This is a genomic window from Pseudoalteromonas sp. BDTF-M6, assembly GCF_018334135.1.
Classification (GTDB): Bacteria; Pseudomonadota; Gammaproteobacteria; order Enterobacterales; family Alteromonadaceae; genus Pseudoalteromonas.
On sequence record NZ_JAGXTQ010000002.1, the window covers coordinates 522354 to 540472 of the forward strand.

Annotated in this window: 19 protein-coding genes; 16 read left to right on the top strand and 3 right to left on the bottom strand. The window is 51.3% G+C overall.

Features of this window, described 5'->3' with window-relative positions; all coding sequences use genetic code 11:
- Positions 1–215: 215 nt before the first annotated feature.
- Complete coding sequence (locus tag KD147_RS06780) at positions 216–758, bottom strand: GNAT family N-acetyltransferase (RefSeq protein ID WP_249318984.1); 543 nt, start codon at positions 756–758, stop codon at positions 216–218.
- Positions 759–830: 72 nt separating this feature from the next.
- On the opposite strand from KD147_RS06780, the gene KD147_RS06785 reads away from it, so the two are divergent.
- Both KD147_RS06785 and KD147_RS06790 read left to right on the top strand, forming a co-directional pair.
- Positions 831–1502, top strand: coding sequence for a tRNA-uridine aminocarboxypropyltransferase (locus KD147_RS06785; protein WP_349304672.1), 672 nt, complete (start codon positions 831–833; stop codon positions 1500–1502).
- A 133-nt stretch (positions 1503–1635) separates the two neighbouring features.
- The gene (locus tag KD147_RS06790) at positions 1636–3732 is read left to right on the top strand and encodes a TonB-dependent receptor (RefSeq protein ID WP_212547301.1); all 2097 of its coding nucleotides are present in this window, start codon (positions 1636–1638) and stop codon (positions 3730–3732) included.
- A 77-nt stretch (positions 3733–3809) separates the two neighbouring features.
- On the opposite strand, the gene suhB is transcribed toward KD147_RS06790, so the two are convergent.
- On the bottom strand, positions 3810–4613 hold the full coding sequence (gene suhB / locus KD147_RS06795) for an inositol-1-monophosphatase (RefSeq protein WP_105253777.1): 804 nt from the start codon (positions 4611–4613) through the stop codon (positions 3810–3812).
- 214 nt (positions 4614–4827) lie between these two features.
- Between suhB and trmJ the strand changes: the two genes are divergently transcribed.
- From trmJ to KD147_RS06860, 13 genes are all read left to right on the top strand, one after another.
- Positions 4828–5559 carry a tRNA (cytosine(32)/uridine(32)-2'-O)-methyltransferase TrmJ gene (gene trmJ, locus KD147_RS06800; RefSeq protein WP_212547302.1) on the top strand — a complete coding sequence of 244 codons (732 nt, stop codon included), beginning with the start codon at positions 4828–4830 and terminating at the stop codon, positions 5557–5559.
- A 163-nt stretch (positions 5560–5722) separates the two neighbouring features.
- Positions 5723–6214: a Fe-S cluster assembly transcriptional regulator IscR gene (iscR, locus tag KD147_RS06805; protein WP_105253778.1), complete on the top strand. Its 492-nt coding sequence runs from the start codon at positions 5723–5725 to the stop codon at positions 6212–6214.
- Positions 6215–6246: 32 nt separating this feature from the next.
- Positions 6247–7464, top strand: a complete 1218-nt coding sequence (locus KD147_RS06810) for an IscS subfamily cysteine desulfurase (RefSeq protein ID WP_105253779.1) — start codon at positions 6247–6249, stop codon at positions 7462–7464.
- 34 nt (positions 7465–7498) lie between these two features.
- Positions 7499–7882 (top strand): Fe-S cluster assembly scaffold IscU, encoded by a 384-nt coding sequence (gene iscU, locus KD147_RS06815; protein ID WP_105187841.1) that lies wholly within the window; start codon positions 7499–7501, stop codon positions 7880–7882.
- A 9-nt stretch (positions 7883–7891) separates the two neighbouring features.
- On the top strand, positions 7892–8215 hold the full coding sequence (gene iscA / locus KD147_RS06820) for an iron-sulfur cluster assembly protein IscA (RefSeq protein WP_105200210.1): 324 nt from the start codon (positions 7892–7894) through the stop codon (positions 8213–8215).
- Positions 8216–8307: 92 nt separating this feature from the next.
- Positions 8308–8835, top strand: a complete 528-nt coding sequence (gene hscB / locus KD147_RS06825; protein ID WP_212547303.1) for a co-chaperone HscB — start codon at positions 8308–8310, stop codon at positions 8833–8835.
- Positions 8836–8874: 39 nt separating this feature from the next.
- Positions 8875–10737 carry a Fe-S protein assembly chaperone HscA gene (gene hscA, locus KD147_RS06830; RefSeq protein WP_212547304.1) on the top strand — a complete coding sequence of 621 codons (1863 nt, stop codon included), beginning with the start codon at positions 8875–8877 and terminating at the stop codon, positions 10735–10737.
- 3 nt (positions 10738–10740) lie between these two features.
- Positions 10741–11079, top strand: coding sequence for an ISC system 2Fe-2S type ferredoxin (fdx, locus tag KD147_RS06835; RefSeq protein WP_105187837.1), 339 nt, complete (start codon positions 10741–10743; stop codon positions 11077–11079).
- 71 nt (positions 11080–11150) lie between these two features.
- The gene (locus KD147_RS06840; protein WP_212547305.1) at positions 11151–12584 is read left to right on the top strand and encodes an NAD-dependent succinate-semialdehyde dehydrogenase; all 1434 of its coding nucleotides are present in this window, start codon (positions 11151–11153) and stop codon (positions 12582–12584) included.
- Between the two features lie 93 nt (positions 12585–12677).
- The gene (locus KD147_RS06845) at positions 12678–13565 is read left to right on the top strand and encodes an NTP transferase domain-containing protein (protein ID WP_349304673.1); all 888 of its coding nucleotides are present in this window, start codon (positions 12678–12680) and stop codon (positions 13563–13565) included.
- A 22-nt stretch (positions 13566–13587) separates the two neighbouring features.
- Positions 13588–14706: a phosphotransferase enzyme family protein gene (locus tag KD147_RS06850; RefSeq protein WP_212547306.1), complete on the top strand. Its 1119-nt coding sequence runs from the start codon at positions 13588–13590 to the stop codon at positions 14704–14706.
- 130 nt (positions 14707–14836) lie between these two features.
- Positions 14837–16219: a Gfo/Idh/MocA family protein gene (locus tag KD147_RS06855; RefSeq protein ID WP_105253783.1), complete on the top strand. Its 1383-nt coding sequence runs from the start codon at positions 14837–14839 to the stop codon at positions 16217–16219.
- Between the two features lie 261 nt (positions 16220–16480).
- Entirely contained in the window at positions 16481–16720 is a 240-nt protein-coding gene (locus tag KD147_RS06860; RefSeq protein WP_212547307.1) for a hypothetical protein, read from the top strand.
- Positions 16721–16730: 10 nt separating this feature from the next.
- Here KD147_RS06860 and KD147_RS06865 read toward each other — a convergent pair whose 3' ends face one another.
- A complete protein-coding gene (locus KD147_RS06865; RefSeq protein ID WP_212547308.1) occupies positions 16731–16991 on the bottom strand; it encodes a YfhL family 4Fe-4S dicluster ferredoxin in 261 nt (86 codons plus the stop codon).
- Positions 16992–17247: 256 nt separating this feature from the next.
- Here KD147_RS06865 and KD147_RS06870 point away from each other — a divergent pair, with 256 nt between their 5' ends.
- Positions 17248–18117, top strand: a complete 870-nt coding sequence (locus tag KD147_RS06870; RefSeq protein ID WP_212547309.1) for a kinase — start codon at positions 17248–17250, stop codon at positions 18115–18117.
- Positions 18118–18119 lie beyond the last annotated feature (2 nt).

Below are 18119 nucleotides of genomic sequence, written 5' to 3' on the forward strand. Positions count from 1 at the left end.
GAGACTTCAAAATATAGTCGCTTTTTTGCCTGGGTGTCATTACACTTGATTACAAAGTGAGCGGTTGATCGTCTTTTAATCCGGGTTAGAACTTGGTTAATCCCCTCTATTATTCGCCTATGGGTCTGATACTGTATGGCTTTTTTTTAATCAAAGAGTGCGAGTAAGGGGGGAAAGAAAGGGCACACATCTTAGTAATTATTTTTTAGCGGCACTTAACGCGCCGCCATTTCATAGTAGACCACGTCCCAATCACCCAGGGGATCATGATGCACATAATTGCGAACATACTCCATGCCCAGCTTTTTCATAATGGCCACCGAGCCCAGGTTGTCTTGCTCGGCAATGGCGCAAAAGTGGCTCACCTCACTCTGCTCACGCAAAGCCTGCACCACGGCCGCTGCGGCTTCAATAGCATAGCCCTTGCCCCAGCTAATTTGTTTAAATCGCCAGCCGAGCTCTAGGTTATGCCACTGAGGCTGCTCGCTAAAAAATTGGTAGGGGCGCACTAAGATCCAGCCGAGAAAGCGCTGCTCGTTTTTTTCTGTGACCTGCCACAGGCCCCAACCTTTTTCCGGATTGAGGTATTTGCTCAGGCGCGGCAGGGCGATGTTATCTATGTCTTCCCGGGTGCTGGGTTTGCCGCCATTAATGTATCTCATCACCGCCGGGTCCTGGTCGAGCTCGAAGAGCAAGTCGCCATCGTCCAAGGTCATCTGGCGGTAGCTTAGACGTTCACTGTCGGGGATCTTGATCATGTTATTTACTCCTTGTTTGCTCTACAATACGCGCCCGAATCAAACCAAGGCATAAACCCAAGGCGGAACCAGGTGACCAATTCTGTATTAAAACTGCGGACCCAGCAAATTGCAATGGCACAGCGTGAGTTTAAAGCCCGTGGCAGTAAGCTCAGCCGCTGTGAGTCTTGCCTATTGGCCCAGCCTCTTTGTATTTGTGCCGGGGTTGAGCAGGTTCCTTGTGACGTCGCCGTGTGTATGCTGATGTACCACAACGAAAGCTTTAAGCCTTCCAATACCGGTCGCTTAATTGCCGATATCGTCCCAGATAATCATGCTTTTCGTTGGGATAGAACCGAGCCGGATCCTGCTTTGCTGGCGCTTATCACGGATCCCCAGTATCAGGCTTATGTGGTATTTCCAAGCGAAGGCATGGCGCCAGAGCGAGTGTGTAACCAGGTTCAGCGGCAGGGGGATAAAAAGCCTTTGTTTATTTTCCTTGATGGCACCTGGCGTGAAGCCAAGAAGATGGTGCGCAAGTCGCCCTACCTTGATGAACTGCCCATCTTATCCATCAGTCCAGAGAAGCTCTCGGATTATCGTTTACGCGTTGCACCGCATGCACACCAGTTGGGGACCGCCGAGGTGGCCATCATGGTGTTGCAATTGGCTGGTGAAACCGAAGCGGCAAAAAAATTAGAGCAGCATTTTGTCGCCTTTCGCGGAGCCTACCTAAAGGGCAAGCGCTCTAAGTTGAGTGACTAGTCATGGGATGCCTTTTTCCCTTTGCTATTGCGCCGCTTTTACGCCCGGCTTAAGTACCTAAACTGTTCATTTAGTGGCTTGATTTTGCTAGACTCGGTGTTCCTTTTGATTCCAGTAGGGATGCCTTCCCAGCATGAATGCACGTTTATGTTTATTAGCCTGTGCGGTCGCTCAAAGCTTGAGTGTTAGCGCCTTTGCAGATGAAAGCGAAATTGAACGAATTATTGTCACCGGTGACTTTAAAAACGAGTCGATTCAAGAGCTAAGCGCCAGTGCCAGCCTTTTCTCCGAGGCCGAAATTGCCACCCGTGACGCCAAATACCTTGATGAGTTGTTAAACCAGGCGGCCAACGTTAACTTTACCGCTGGGGCATCGCGTGGTCGTTTTGTGCAAGTGCGTGGCATAGGCCTGCGTTCGCAGTTTGTTGATCCCATTAATCCTTCCGTGGGCATGATCATCGACGGCATCAACTATTCAGGCTTGGGTGGTGCGGCCATGCTGTTCGATATCGACCAGGTGGAAATCTACCGCGGCCCTCAGGGTACGCGTTTTGGCGCCGATGCCCTGGCCGGGATGATCCATATGGAAAGTGCCGATCCTTCCATGGAGCCAAGCCTTAAGGTCAAATTGGGGGCGGGTAACTATAACTCATGGGACGCCGGTGTGGCGGCGGCCTCCGGGCTTGGTGAGCAAAGCAGTGTGCGCGCCAGCTTCTATCAGAATAAATCCGATGGCTATATGAAAAATGCTTACCTGGATCGTGATGATACCCAGAATATTGACGAGCAGGTCGGACGCATCAAGTTCCACTCGCAACTAACCCAGCACTGGCGTGCCGAGTTTGTTGCCCACTTTATGGATATAGATAACGGTTATGATGCCTTTACCCTAGATAACAGCCGTACCAGCGTGGCGGATCAGCCGGGTAAAGACACTCAGGAAAGTAACGCCTTTGGTCTGAGTAATATCTACACTGGCTTTGACTTTGCCGATATCGCCTTGAATCTGACCGCGTTAGATGCGGATATGCTCTATAGCTATGATGAGGACTGGGTATGTAATGATCCCGAGCAGCCGGGTTTGTGTCAGGCGGGCTTGCATCCTTGGGGTTACAGCTCAACCGACAGCTACGAGCGCGAGCGCCAAGATCACAGTGCCGAGCTGCGCTTTAGCTCAAAAGCAGGTAACTGGGTCGGTGGTTTGTATTACCAATCCCGTGATGTGGATTTGCTGCGTCAGTATACCTGGAATGACGGTGATTTCACCTCCAACTACGACAGCGACAACCTGGCCATTTATGGTCAAGTCGAAACGCCTATCAGCGATAAAACCAGTTTAGTCACCGGCTTGCGTGTTGAGCGTAACGAAGGTGACTATGTGGATGCCCATGGGGTCAGCGAAACGGTAGAAGATACCATGATTGGTGGTAAGGTCGCCCTTGAATACCAAGTGGTACCACGCACCATGATCTACACCAGCATCAGCCGTGGCTATAAGGCCGGTGGTATCAATGCCGAGGCCATTGCCAAGGCTAACGACGAAGGTTTAAGCCAGGATGCGGAGTTTTTCCTTAACCACCGTACCTTCGACCCAGAATACCTGTGGAATGCCGAATTTGGTGTTAAGGGCAGCTCTGCCGATCAACGCTTGAACCTTCGTATTACCGCTTTTTACATGTATCGTGACAATATCCAGCTTAAAGCCTGGAAAACCGAAAATCAGCAATTTGCCGGTTACTTCGACAATGGTAACAGTGGTGAAAACTATGGCCTTGAAATTGAAGGCGAGTACGCTTACTCACCGCGTTTAATCCTAAGTGGTAGCCTGGGTTTATTGGAAAGCGAAATTGATGGCTTTGTTACCGCCGATGGCCTTGATCAAACCGATAGGGAGCAGGCACAGGCGCCTAAATATCAATACGCCGTCAATGCCCGTTTTAACATTACCGATGCCTTGTTTGTGAATGTGGGCATGGAAGGCAAGGACGAATATTACTTCTCTAACAGCCATGACTCGCAAGCACCTAACGTTAATCTGGTAAATGCCAGCATTGGTTATCAGGCGGATTACTGGGGCTTAAACTTCTGGGTGCGTAATGCCCTGGATGAAGATACCTATACTCGCGGTTTTGAGTTTGGTAACAACCCGGTGAATGAATACGCCACGCAAACCTATGTTCAGTACGGTGAGCCGCGTGTGGCTGGGGTCAGCTTCACCTATGAATTGTAAGCTTTAGGGCTTATGGTTAATGAGACATAAAAAACGCGAGCTAAGGCTCGCGTTTTTTGTGTCCGAAAAAGGAGTAATTATTTCAATAATGACTCTGTTAGTACCGGACGAATTTCTCTTACAAGGGCTTGGGCCAGCTTAGGAGAACCACAGACAATATTGCCGCTCTTATCGTGATTAGCACCACCGGCAAAGTCCATCACCAAACCACCCGCTTCTTTAACTAGCAGTTGACCGGCAGCGGTATCCCAAGGCTTTAGACCAATTTCGAAGAAGCCATCGACACGACCAGCAGCCACATAGGCCATATCCAGTGCAGCAGAGCCTGCGCGACGAATATCCGAGGTATGTACGAATAGTGCTTTGAATGCTTCCAGGTAGGCATCCATATGGTGCTTTTGCTTGAACGGGAAGCCAGTTGCTAGCACTGTGCCTGAGAGATCTTTGGCATTGCTTACACGGATACGCTTGCTGTTTAGCTGGGCGCCTTGACCACGGCTGGCGGTGAAAAGCTCACCACGGATTGGATCGTACACCACGGCCTGTTCGATGCGGCCTTTTACCTTAAGGGCAATAGAAACAGCGAAATGCGGGATATCTTGAATAAAGTTAGTGGTGCCGTCGAGTGGATCGACAACCCATAGGTAATCTGCGTCTGAACCTTCGTGTTGACCTAGTTCTTCACCCACAATGCTGTGGTTTGGGTACGCTTTTAAGATGGTTTCGCGAATAACGGCTTCCGCCTCTTTGTCGACGTTAGTCACAAAGTCGTTGGTGCCTTTTTGAGTGGCTTCAACTTTTGATAAATCTTCACAGGCGCGCAAAATCACCTTACCTGCGTTTCGCGCAGCGCGAATCGCAATGTTTAACATTGGATGCATAGCATTACCTTTGGGTTGTAAAAGAACAATATTTTGAGCCGGCGTATTCTAACGGTTTTACTGCCAAAGTAAATAAAGTTCGCAAAAATAATTGGTGGTTTTTTGAGCTGGGTAGCAATTTGCTATTAAAGATGGACGAAATTTCAACTCGTAGCGCCCAGGCTTATGGTAAACTAGCGCGCAAATTGGTTATTGATAGAACAAGCACTTTACTATGGCGTTAGAGAATATTCGCATTGTATTAGTTAACACCTCACACTCGGGTAATATCGGCTCCGCTGCGCGAGCCATGAAAACCATGGGCTTTAGCAGCCTGTACCTGGTCGACCCGGCGTGTGAAATCGACAGTCATGCCAGTGCCTTGGCGGCTGGTGCCACGGATATTCTAGGCAGTGCAACCCAGGTTGCAACCCTGGAAGAAGCGCTGGAAGGTTGTAGTCTGGCCATTGGCACCAGTGCGCGTTCACGTACCTTAAGCTGGCCCATGGTTGACCCTCGTGGCTGTGGCGAAAAGCTGGTTAGTGAGTCTGCGCAAGGCCCAGTTGCCTTGGTATTTGGCCGTGAAAACAGCGGCCTGAGTAATGATGAGCTACAACTGTGTAATTTCCATGTCTGTATTCCCGCCAACCCAGAGTACAGTTCGTTGAACCTAGCCATGGCGGTGCAAACCCTGTGCTATGAAACCCGCATGCAGTTCCTAGACGGCCAGGACAAGGTGGTTGAAGAAGACGAAGCCGAATACCCGAGCAACGAACAGATGCAGCGTTTTTATGAGCATCTGGAAAAAACCTTTGGCGACACCGGCTTTATCATTAAGCAGCATCCGGGGCAGGTTATGACCAAGCTAAAACGCCTGTTCAACAGAGCCCGTCCAGAGCAACAAGAGTTGAACATTCTGCGCGGCATGTTGACCTCGGTCGACAAACAAATGAAGGGCCCTAAATAAAGGGCTCAAGCCATCGCTTTCAAGGCGCATAAATACTTGACTAAATCACTCAGGTATTTACAATGTGAATGAATACCCGAGTATTTCACTCAAGTACTAGTAAATACTTGACTCTAATACTCAGGTAATTAAAATTCACACTCTTGATGAGTATGGGGGCGTTATGAAGTTAACATCTAAAGGCAGATATGCGGTTACCGCAATGCTCGATGTTGCGCTACACACAGATGTTGGGCCCGTTCCCCTTGCCGACATTTCCGAGCGGCAAGAAATCTCGTTGTCTTATCTTGAGCAATTATTCGCACGCCTGCGTAAGCAAGGTTTGGTGACCTCGGTACGGGGTCCCGGCGGCGGCTATTTGCTTGGCAAAGAGGCCAGTGCCATTTCCGTGGGTGATGTGATTAGCGCCGTAAATGAGTCGGTGGATGCCACTCGTTGTCATGGTGCTGAGGGCGGCTGCCAAAGTGGTATGCGTTGCCTTACCCACACCCTGTGGTCTGAGTTAAGTCAGCGTATTGAAGAATTTTTACATGGCATCACGTTAGCCGAGTTGGTCAATAAGTCCGACATTAAAGAAGTGGCCCAGCGCCAGGACAAAAACCTAAGTGATGCCCTAAGCCAGTTAGAGAATATAGAAGTCAGCTGTCAATTGTGAGCAACCTCAGGGTTGCCGTGAGCGGAGAAAGTATGAAGTTACCAATTTATTTAGATTATGCAGCAACAACGCCGGTGGATCCGCGCGTTGCCGAAGAAATGATGCAATGCCTGACAATGGAAGGTAATTTTGGTAACCCTGCATCGCGTTCGCACCGCTTTGGCTGGCAGGCCGAAGAAGCTATCGATCAAGCTCGTCACGACATCGCCGAGCTGATCAATGCCGATGCGCGTGAGATCGTATTCACTTCGGGTGCCACAGAGTCAAATAACTTGGCCATCAAAGGCGCCGCTAACTTCTACAAGAAGAAAGGCCAGCACATTATTACCGTGCGCACCGAGCACAAAGCGGTTATCGACACCTGTCGTGAGCTTGAGCGTCAGGGTTTTGAAGTGACCTATATGGATGTAGAAGCAAACGGCCTGCTTGATCTGAAAAAGCTTGAAGCCGCCATGCGCGACGACACCATCCTAGTAAGCGTAATGCACGTTAATAACGAGCTAGGTGTTATTCAAGACATCGCCACTATCGGTGAGATGTGCCGTGAGCGTAAGATCATGTTCCACGTTGACGCCGCACAAAGCGCTGGCAAGGTGAAGATCGACCTGCAAGAGCTGAAAGTTGATTTCATGTCTTTCTCTGGCCACAAGGTCTATGGTCCTAAAGGTATCGGTGCCCTCTATGTGCGTCGTAAGCCACGTGCTCGCCTAGAAGCACAAATGCACGGTGGCGGTCACGAGCGTGGGATGCGCTCGGGTACATTGGCCACTCACCAGATCGTAGGCATGGGTGCGGCGTTCCGCATCGCTAAACAAGATTTCGATAAAGACCACGCTCATATCAGTGCCTTACGCACCCGTTTGATCGACGGCATTATGAACGATATGGACGAAGTATACTTCAACGGTGCCCCTGAGCACTCGGTGCCAGGCATAGTTAATATCAGCTTCAACTTTGTTGAAGGTGAGTCGTTACTGATGGCAGTAAAAGACATTGCGGTTTCTTCGGGTTCTGCCTGTACGTCGGCAAGCCTTGAGCCTTCATACGTATTGCGCGCACTAGGTCGTAACGACGAGCTAGCACACAGCTCAATTCGTTTCAGCATTGGTCGTTTTACCACCGAAGAAGAAATCGACTACACCGTTAAACTTATTAAAGAGTCTATTAGCCGACTTCGTGAGATGTCTCCACTTTGGGAGATGCATCAAGAAGGAATTGATTTAGAGTCGGTTGAGTGGGCACATCATTAAGCCTTGGTAGTAACAAGGTAGCGAGGTAAAAGTTATGGCATACAGTGATAAAGTAATCGATCACGTAGAGAATCCACGTAACGTTGGCTCTCTTGATAAAAATGATCCAAGCGTAGCGACGGGCATGGTTGGTGCCCCGGCGTGTGGTGACGTAATGAAGCTACAAATCAAGGTTTCTGAGCAAGGCGTTATCGAAGACGCAAAGTTTAAAACTTACGGTTGTGGTAGTGCCATTGCATCATCGTCATTGGTAACCGAATGGGTTAAGGGCAAGACTCTTGACGAAGCTGCGGAAATCAAAAACACCGACATCAGCGCCGAGCTGGAGTTGCCGCCGGTGAAAATCCACTGCTCAATCCTGGCAGAAGATGCGATCCAAGCAGCGATTAAAGATTACAAGAGTAAACACGACAAATAAGGCAGTAGTATGGCAATCACCTTAACAGATGCAGCGGCGGAGCGCGTTAAATCCTTCCTAGACAATCGTGGTAAAGGATTAGGTCTGCGTGTGGGTATTAAAACCACGGGCTGTTCGGGGCTTGCCTACGTTCTTGAGTTCGTAGATGAACTGAGCGAAGGTGATGAAACCTTCGAGCACAAGGGCGTAACGGTCGTTGTTGATGCCAAGAGCCTGGTATACATAGATGGCACCGAGCTGGACTTTACCAAAGAAGGTTTAAACGAAGGGTTTAAATTCAATAACCCGAACCAAAATGGTGAATGTGGTTGCGGCGAGAGCTTTACCGTATAACGGCACTTATTGGGCAAGGCGTTGCTCAGGATCAGGTATTGTATTCGCTTAAGCCCTACCTTATGTAGGGCTTTTCGTTATAAAGGTTTTTCATGCGTTATTTTGAATTGTTTTCGATCCCCGTAAATTATGACGTTGATCTCCAAGAGATCGGCGCGCGTTATTTAGAATTGCAACGGGCGGCGCATCCGGACCGACACAGCGGCGGCAGTGAGCGAGAAAAACTGCTGGCGGTGCAAAAAACGGCGGAAATTAATGACGCCCTGCAAACCCTTAAGCACCCGCTTAAGCGTGCCGAATATATGTTGGCCGAGTTAGGTCTGGAGCTGCGCGGCGAGCAGCAAACCCTGCAAGACCCTATGTTCTTGATGCAGCAAATGGAACTGCGTGAAGAGCTTGAAGAGGTCAAAACAAGTAGCGACCCAGATGCCGCCATTGCCAAGCTTGAGCAGCACATTAAAGAGTTAAACAGCGAATACAGCAATGAGCTGCAAAGTCTATTAGCCAGCCAAGAAGAAAATGACTGGCACAAAGCGGCGGATAACGTGCGAAAACTCAAGTTCGTTTATAAATTAAAAGACGAGCTAGAGCGCATTGAAGATGAATTATGTGATGACTAGCGACTTATCAGCATTGAGTAAAAAGGTTTTATAACACACATGGCATTACTGCAAATTGCTGAGCCGGGGCAAAGCACGGCACCTCATGAACACAAACTCGCGGTAGGTATCGACCTGGGTACCACCAATTCCTTGGTGGCCACGGTTCAAAGCGGTGAGGCGAAAACCCTGACCGATGAGCTGGGCAACGCCATGTTACCTTCTGTGGTGCGCTATTTAGAGCAAGGCCATGTGGTTGGTCAAGAAGCGGCAGTTCATGCCGCAAACGACCCGCACAACACCCTTATTTCCGTAAAGCGTTTCTTAGGTAAAACCCAGGCGGAAATTGAAGCCAGCTATGGTCAGTTGCCGTATGAATTCAACGATGAAAACGGCAGCCTGCACATTCATACCCGCCAAGGGGATATCAGCCCGGTTCAGGCATCGAGCGATATTTTGAACGCCCTGCGCGAGCGTGCCGAGCAAAGCTTCGGCGGCGATACCATCACAGGTGCGGTGATCACTGTGCCGGCCTATTTTGATGATGCCCAACGTCACAGCACCAAGGATGCGGCGCAACTGGCTGGCATTAAGGTGCTGCGTCTTTTGAACGAGCCAACCGCAGCGGCGGTAGCCTATGGCTTGGACTCAGGTCAGGAAGGGGTGATAGCCGTGTACGACCTCGGCGGTGGTACCTTTGATATTTCCATCCTGCGCCTCAACAAAGGGGTGTTTGAGGTGTTGGCCACCGGTGGTGACTCAGCCCTCGGCGGTGATGATTTCGATGCCCTGCTGGTAGAGCATTTCAAGCAGCAAACCGGTGCTCATAACTTATCGGCCAATACTCTGCGTTTATTTATTAATAAGGCGAAAGCCTGTAAGGAAGCGCTCACAAACTACGCCAAGGTCAATGTCGGTCTAGAGTTCGATGGACAAACGCATACCGTGGAAGTGACCCGTGAGTTGTTCGCCGAATTGGCCATTCCTTTGGTGAAGAAAACCTTGCGCAGCTGTCGTCGTGCCCTCAAAGATGCCGGTATAAGTACGGATGAGGTGCTCGAAGTAGTGATGGTCGGTGGTTCGACCCGCATGCCTATCGTGCGTGAGCAGGTGGGGGAGTTCTTTGCCAAAGAGCCGTTAACCAGCATAGATCCGGATCGCGTAGTCGCCATCGGTGCCGCCATTCAGGCCGATATCCTGGTAGGCAACAAGCCGGAAGCGGATATGTTGCTTTTGGACGTATTGCCACTGTCGCTTGGTTTGGAAACCATGGGTGGCCTGGTCGAGAAGATTATTCCTCGCAACACCACCATCCCGGTGGCGCGCGCGCAGGAATTTACCACCTTTAAAGACGGACAAACGGCTATGGCACTGCATGTGCTGCAAGGCGAGCGTGAATTGGTTGACGATTGTCGTTCTTTGGCAAAATTCAGCCTTAAAGGTATTCCGCCTATGGCTGCCGGTGCGGCGCATATTCGCGTGACCTTTAATGTGGATGCCGACGGTCTATTAAGCGTGACGGCGATGGAGAAATCCACCGGCGTCCAGGCGGAAATTCAGGTGAAACCGTCGTTTGGCTTATCCGATGACCAGGTGGCCGAGATGCTTAAGTCATCGATGAGTAACGCCAAAGAAGATATGCAGGCGCGTATGCTTAAAGAGCAGCAGGTTGAAGCCTTACGCGTACATGAAGCTTTGGAAGCGTCGCTTGCCACCGACAGCCACTTGCTTGATGAGCAGGAATTGGCAACGCTGCGCGATGCCATGGCACTGATGCAGGCGATCAGTGCCAGCACCACCGAGCCACAAGAAATTAAAGACGCCATCGAAAAGGTGGATGCGGCGAGTAGCGATTTTGCCGCCCGTCGTATGGATGCATCAATTAAAAAGGCCCTGACCGGCCAATCAGTAGATGAGGTATAAGCAATGCCACAAATTATCTTTTTACCCAATGAAGAGCTGTGTCCCGAAGGCGCGGCCATAGAAGCTAAGGCCGGTGAGACGGTATTGGATGTGGCGCTTAAAAATGGCATCAGCATTCCCCATGCCTGCGAAAAGTCCTGTGCCTGTACTACTTGCCACGTGGTGATTCGTGAGGGCTTTGACTCTTTGGAAGAAAGCGATGAGCTTGAAGATGACATGCTAGATAAGGCCTGGGGTCTTGAGCCTGAGTCACGTCTGGGTTGTCAGGCCAAGATTGCCGATGAGGATTTGGTGGTTGAGATCCCCAAATACAACCTCAATATAGTAAATGAAGAGCATTAAGCTTCCACACATGTAAATCAGAAAAAGCCGCTGTATCCTATATCCAGCGGCTTTTTTATTGGGAGAGTTTTATGAGTACGACCTTGTTATTTACCCAGTCCTTTATCGATGGCCAGTGGCGCCAGGGGGAAGGTGAGTTCACCGTCACCAACCCAGCCGACAACAGTGTTTTAACGAGCGTATCCCGTGTTACAGCGGCCCAGGTAGAGCTGGCCCTTAGTGCCGCCGAGCGGGCCTTTATCCGCCTTAAAGACAGCACTTGTGAGCATCGCGCCCAGGTGCTTGAGCGTTGGTATGATCTAGTGATGGCCAACCAGCAGGCACTGGCCGAGCTCATGACCATGGAGCAGGGAAAGCCCCTAGCGGAAGCGCTTGGGGAGGTTAAATACGGGGCCGACTATATCAAATGGTACGCCGAGCAGGCCAGGCGCAGTTATGGTGAGCTTATCCCTGCCAGCAATGACAAGCATAGAATCTCGGTCATTAAGCAGGGCGTGGGCGTGGTGGCGGGCATTACTCCGTGGAATTTTCCTATTGCCATGATCACCCGCAAGGTGGCACCGGCTTATGCCGCCGGGTGCAGCTTTATTTTAAAACCCTCCGAGCATACGCCTTTGTCGGCCTTGGCCCTGGCGCACTTAGCCCATGAAGCCGGCTTTGAACCGGGCGCTTTTAATGTGCTGCTGAGCGATCGCGCCAAGGAAGTGGGAGAGCAACTCTGCGCCTCAGAGGTGGTACGCAAATTCACCTTCACCGGCTCCACCGCAGTGGGCAGGCAGTTACTGGCCCAGTGCGCTCCGACGATAAAACGCACCTCTATGGAGCTTGGCGGTAATGCGCCGCTCTTGGTGTTTGCCAGCGCCGATCTGGATAAGGCCGCCGATGGCATTATTGCCAGTAAGTTTCGCAATGCCGGGCAAACCTGTGTCTGCGTTAACCGGGTTTTGGTGGATGAGCGCGTCGCCGACGCATTGACCGCGAAGCTGGCGGAACGAGTTCAGGCATTAAGGGTAGGTGATGGTTTTAGCGCCGGAGTGGATATTGGTCCCTTGATTTACCCTGCCGCCAAAGACAAGGTGTTGAAACTGGTTGAAGAAGCCCTTGAACAGGGAGCCAAGCAGGTTAACCAGGCGGCTTCCTTGGATGGCAACTATGTGGCGCCGCTGTTGCTTAGCAATGTGAAGGCCGAGATGCGGATCAGTCAGGAAGAGATTTTTGGCCCTGTGCTCACCGTCGCCACCTTTAGCGATGAGGCCGAGGCGATCACTCAGGCTAACGCTGTGCCCTATGGCTTGGCCGCCTATTTTTACAGTCAGGACATAGGCCAAATTTATCGTGTCGGCGAGGCGCTGGAATATGGCATGGTAGGGATTAACGAAGGGCTTATTTCCAACCCGGTTGCACCCTTTGGCGGCGTAAAGCAGTCGGGCCTGGGGCGCGAAGGCGGCCATCAGGGACTGGACGAGTATCTGGAAGAAAAGTACCTCTGCTTAAATATAGGTTAGCGGCATTGTAAGTGGGTATGCTAACTCAGATATTTGCAGTGCCTGGGCGCTAGTCGTTACACTCTCACTTTTGCAGTAATGGAATAAGTGCGTGTGAATCCTCATATTAGTTTAGTCGTGCTGGCGGGCGGGTTAGGCAGTCGTTTTGGCGGCGCCAAGCAAATTGCGCCCCTGCCCGGCGTTAATCGCACCATAATGGAGCTGAGCATTGAAGATGCTTATAACGCGGGTATTCGCCATCTGGTGCTGGTGATTAACGCTGCCGTGCGCGCTTATATCGAGCAAGAGATATTGCCTAAGCTTCCCGAGGATCTGGAAGTCACCCTGGTTGAGCAGCGTCTTGAGGATGTCCCCGCCGAGTACGCACAGAGTGCAGCCGAGCGGCAAAAGCCCTGGGGTACCGGCCATGCACTGCTATGCGCAAAAGAGGCGGTTGTCGATAAGGCCATAGTGATCACCGCCGATGATTATTACGGCAGCCAAGCCTATAAACAGCTGGTGCAACACTTTAAGCACAGTGACAACTGGGCCTGTGTGGCCTATCCGCTGCAACAAACCTTGTCGGAGCAGGGCGGTGTGAATCGCGGTATTTGTGCCCTTAACGAACACCAGCAGCTCGTGCGTGTGGATGAAGTGCTCAATATCCAATACCAGGACGATGGCTCTTTGCTTGGCTTCGACGATAAGGGGCAGGCGAGGACCTTGGCCTTGAATGCCCTTGCGTCCATGACCTGCTGGGGGATAGATAAGCGACTCTTTACGATTTTGGCAGAAAACTTTGCTCACTTCCTTGGTCACCATGACAAGGGATGCGCAAAGGAGTATTATCTTCCCGATCAAATCCAATATGGCATTGACCGGCACCTGACTGTGGTTGACGTATACACCGCTCAGCAGGCTTGGATGGGAATGACCTATAAAGATGAATTGCCCCTATTGGCACGGAATATCGCCGCGCTCAAGGGATTAAGCCATAAGTAACGGGGCTGCCAAAAATACACCTATGAATACAGATTATTATGCGCAGCTGTTAGCGCAGCAATACGGCTTTGCGCCGCCAGTGAGCTTAAAGGCCATAGGCAATGGCCATATTAATACCACCATGTTGTTAGGGCATCGCGACGGCAGTGTGGTGGTGCAAAAGCTCAATACCCAAGTGTTTCCGGCGCCGGAGCAGCTAGTCGCCAATGCCTGTAAAATTGAGCAGCACCTGATGCAAAAGCAGCAAGCAAGCCAGTATGATCTTGAGGTGATCAAGCATGTCCCTACTCGAGATGGCGCGTTTTTGATAAGCCTTGAGGGCGAGCATTGGCGCGCCTTGGAATTTATCGGCAACAGTCGCAGTGAAGAAGTGGTGCAGTCGCCCTTGCAGGCTCAGGTTGCAGCCAGTGCCTTTGGCCGCTTTGCCGCCGCGCTGCAAGATTTCGATGCCGAGTCCTTGTATCCGGTGATCAAGGATTTTCATAATTTGGCCATGCGCATGGACATACTGGAGCAGGCAGTGCAAGATGACAAACTCGGCCGCGTAAAGGATGTTCTGCAGCAGCTGGATTTTTGTCGCGAGCAAGCCTTTCTGATCGATGAAGTGGCGGCGGTTACCGCGCAAATACCTCTGCGTCCGTGTCATAACGACACCAAGATCAACAATATGCTGTTTTGCAATGACCAGGGTACGTCAGAGCCAAGGGCTGCGCCCGCGGCTGCACCCGCGGCTGCACCCGCGGCCAAGGCGGTGATCGATCTGGACACCTGCATGCCCGGTTATTGGTTATTCGATTTTGGCGACATGGTGCGCACCTTCTGCTCACCGGAAGAAGAAGACAGTATTAACCTGGCGAATGTGCGGGTGCGTGAAGAAATCTTTGCCGCCCTGGTCAAGGGCTATATTGAGCCTTTAAAGGCGCACATTACCGCCGAGGAAAAGGCCAGCTTTTGGCTTGGCGCCAGGGTAATGCCCTTTATGATCGGGGTGCGTTTTCTTACCGACTATATCGACGGCGACCATTATTTCAGCATTAAGCATGGCCGCCATAATCTCGACAGAGCCAATAATCAGTTTGCCCTGTATCGCAGCGTACTGGCGCAACAAGAAAGGCTTAAGAGCCTGATCAATAATGCTTAAACTACAGACCCAGCAAATAGCTGGGTTTTTTATCGCTTTCATTTGCCATTAATCTCGTTCCTTTTGCCTGCCTTGGTGCTTTACGCTAGCGTGCTAAAAAGCCTGGAAAGGCATGACTGAGGAACAAGCAATGAAACAATTCAACAGACGCGATTTTTTAAAGGCGGCGGGCGCGGTGGCTGGTGCCGCCGCCACAGCGTCGATGGCGGGCTGCGCCGGTACCAGCGCTGGCGCTGCGGCTGCGCCAAAGGCTCAGGGCCAGTCGGTGATCGGGTTAATCGCCCCGAAAATGGATGTGGTGCGGGTTGGCTTTATCGGTGTGGGTCAGCGTGGCTATGGTCATGTAAAACGCATGAGCTACATTGAGGGCGCCGAGATCAAGGCCATTTGTGATACCCATCAGGAGGTATTGGATCGCGCCATTGACTTCCTGGTTAAAGAAGGCAAGGAAAAACCCACCGCCTATGGTGACAGCGAGCTGGCCTATAAAGACATGTTGGCCCGCGATGATATAGACATAGTGATTATTTCCACGCCCTGGCGCTGGCACGCACCCATGGCCATCGACACCATGAACAGTGGCAAGCACGCCTTTGTCGAGGTGCCACTGGCGCTGACGGTTGAAGAAATGTGGGACATAGTCGACACCGCCGAGCGCACCCAGAAAAACTGTATGATGATGGAAAACGTTAACTACGGCCGTGACGAGTTGATGGTGCTGAACATGGTGCGTCAGGGGCTCTTCGGCGAGTTACTTCACGGCGAGGCGGCCTATATTCACGAGCTGCGCTGGCAGATGAAAGAAATCGAGCACAAGACCGGCTCTTGGCGTACCGCCTGGCATACTCGTCGCGACGGCAACCTTTACCCCACGCACGGTTTGGGCCCGGTTTCGCAATACATGAATATTAACCGCGGCGATCGCTTTGATTACCTCACCTCCATGAGCTCACCTGCCCTGGGCCGCGCCGCCTACGCCCAGCGTGAATTCCCGGCGGAGCACGAGCGTAATCAACTGAAATATATTGCCGGCGACATGAATACCACCCTGATCAAAACCGTTAACGGGCGCAGTATCATGGTGCAACACGATACCACCACGCCGCGCCCCTATAGTCGTCATAACCTGATCCAGGGCACCAATGGTGTCTTTGCCGGTTTCCCTAACCGCATTGCCTTGGAGCATGGCGGCAACAAGAGCTTCCACGAATGGGAATACGATATGCAGCCCTGGTACGATAAATACGATCACCCCCTGTGGCAGAAAATGGGTGCTGAAGCCGAGCGCAATGGTGGCCACGGTGGCATGGATTTCTTGATGTTCTGGCGCATGATCTATTGTTTACGTAATGGTGAGCCTTTGGATCAAGATGTGTATGACGGCGCCGCCTGGTCGGTGATTTCGCCACTGTCGGCGCAATCGGTGGCCAATCGCAGTGAGTCCATCACGATTCCAGACTTTACCCGCGGCGCCTGGCGCAGTGCCACACCCCTAGGCATAGTGGGTGCCTAAATAGGAATACCGAATAAAAGCGTGAGCGCAACGGTGGCGGTCACGCTTTTTTTATGTGTGATTGCCGATTGTCGGCACAAAGCACTTAGCCATTAAGTGTCCGGCCTTGGACACAGGAGTGTCCGTTCGCGGACGCTAATTTTGCGCTAAAAATAGAGGGGTTAAAGCAACTTGTTGAATATAAAGGGTATTTTATTTTGGCACGGTCGTTGATAGTAACTAAGGGACATTTACTTACTAGATTAAACCAAGGATACCATTATGAAATACTTACATGCAGCCATCGTTTCCAGCCTGCTGTTGATGAGTTCATTGACCCATGCCAATACCCTGATGCAGGAAGTGGAGCTGGCCATTAAGCAGGCCACACAAGAAGCACTGGCTCAATTAGTGGCGGCGCAGAAAAAATCCATCCAAGAGTCTGTGACCGAGCTCTTGTTACAACCAACGAAGGCGGTGCCTAATGACAAGCCAGCTCCTGTAAAGCCTGTTCAGGAGTAACAGATGGTGTTTATCTGGGCTCGTCGCCTTGTGTTAGTAACACATATTTATCGGCGAGCTCAGCGAGTGTTTCCTTATGCTCGGGATCCGGCTTAATACAGTCGATAGGGCATACACTCACACAGGTGGGGTTATCGTAATGGCCGACGCATTCGGTGCATTTACTCGGCGCTATCTGATAAATTTCCGCCCCCATATAAATGGCGCCATTCGGACACTCGGGTTCGCACATATCGCAGTTAATGCATTTGTCATTGATTAATAAAGCCATACGTCCCCCTAAAAATAGGGTCGCGATAGTACACAAAATTCCCTTGTGACTCACTAGCAAAGGTGAGGTTATTTCGCCTTGGTTTGATCTAGAACAAAGAATGGCTGGCATCAAGGTCACGTGACTGTGCTTAGTGTTGCACCAAACTGGTGCTAAACAGCAAGCTGGAGTTAATAACCTGCTGTTTTATAATGTACTTATATTCTGGCCCGGGGTATGCAAAGAGGCTAGGTACGGTAACACAAGGAGCGCAAAGATGGATACAGCGGCATTTTTATCCCGTCATGAACTGCCACCTCAGTATGCAGCACAAATAACTCACTACTTTACGCCCTTAGCGCAGCAAATAATGACAGTTAAAAAGCCGGGGCTGCCGCTGGTTGTGACTATCAACGGCGCCCAAGGCTCGGGTAAAAGCACACTGGCCGATTATTTGGCCTGCTACCTGCGCGAGGAGGGCAGACTTAATGCCTGTGCCAGCTCCTTGGACGACTTTTATTATTCCCAGGCTCAGCGCAATGAGCTGGCACAGCAGGTGCATCCCTTATTGGCGACCCGGGGTGTGCCCGGGACACATGATATCGCCCGTTTGCATAAGCTGGTGGAGGGGGTCCGTGAGGGGCTAGCTCCATTGAGCGTGCCGCGCTTCGATAAGGCGATGGACGAGCCCTGTGCCAGCGCTGAATGGCAGCACTTCTCTCGGCCCATTGAGGTGCTTATTGTTGAGGGCTGGTGTGTGGGCACGCCACCGCAAAGTGAAGAGGCCTTGCGCGTTCCCATCAATGAGCTTGAACAACAACAGGATGTGGATGGGCGCTGGCGGCGCTATGTAAATACCTGCCTGGAGCAGCATTATCAGCCGCTTTTTGCCAGTGCCGATATCAGTATTATGCTGAAGGCGCCAAGCTTCGATGCGGTGCTGGCCTGGCGCTGGCAGCAGGAGCAAAAACTAATTGCCCGCGTGGGTCATACCGCTCACACCATGAGTAAGGCGCAAGTCGCCGACTTTATCGGTTACTTTGAACGCCTGACTCGTCATGCCCTGAGCCAGTTACCGCACCGTACTCAGGTGGTGCTGGAACTGGACTTAGAGCGCCATATTACCGCCTATCATAATGCCCTCTAGCC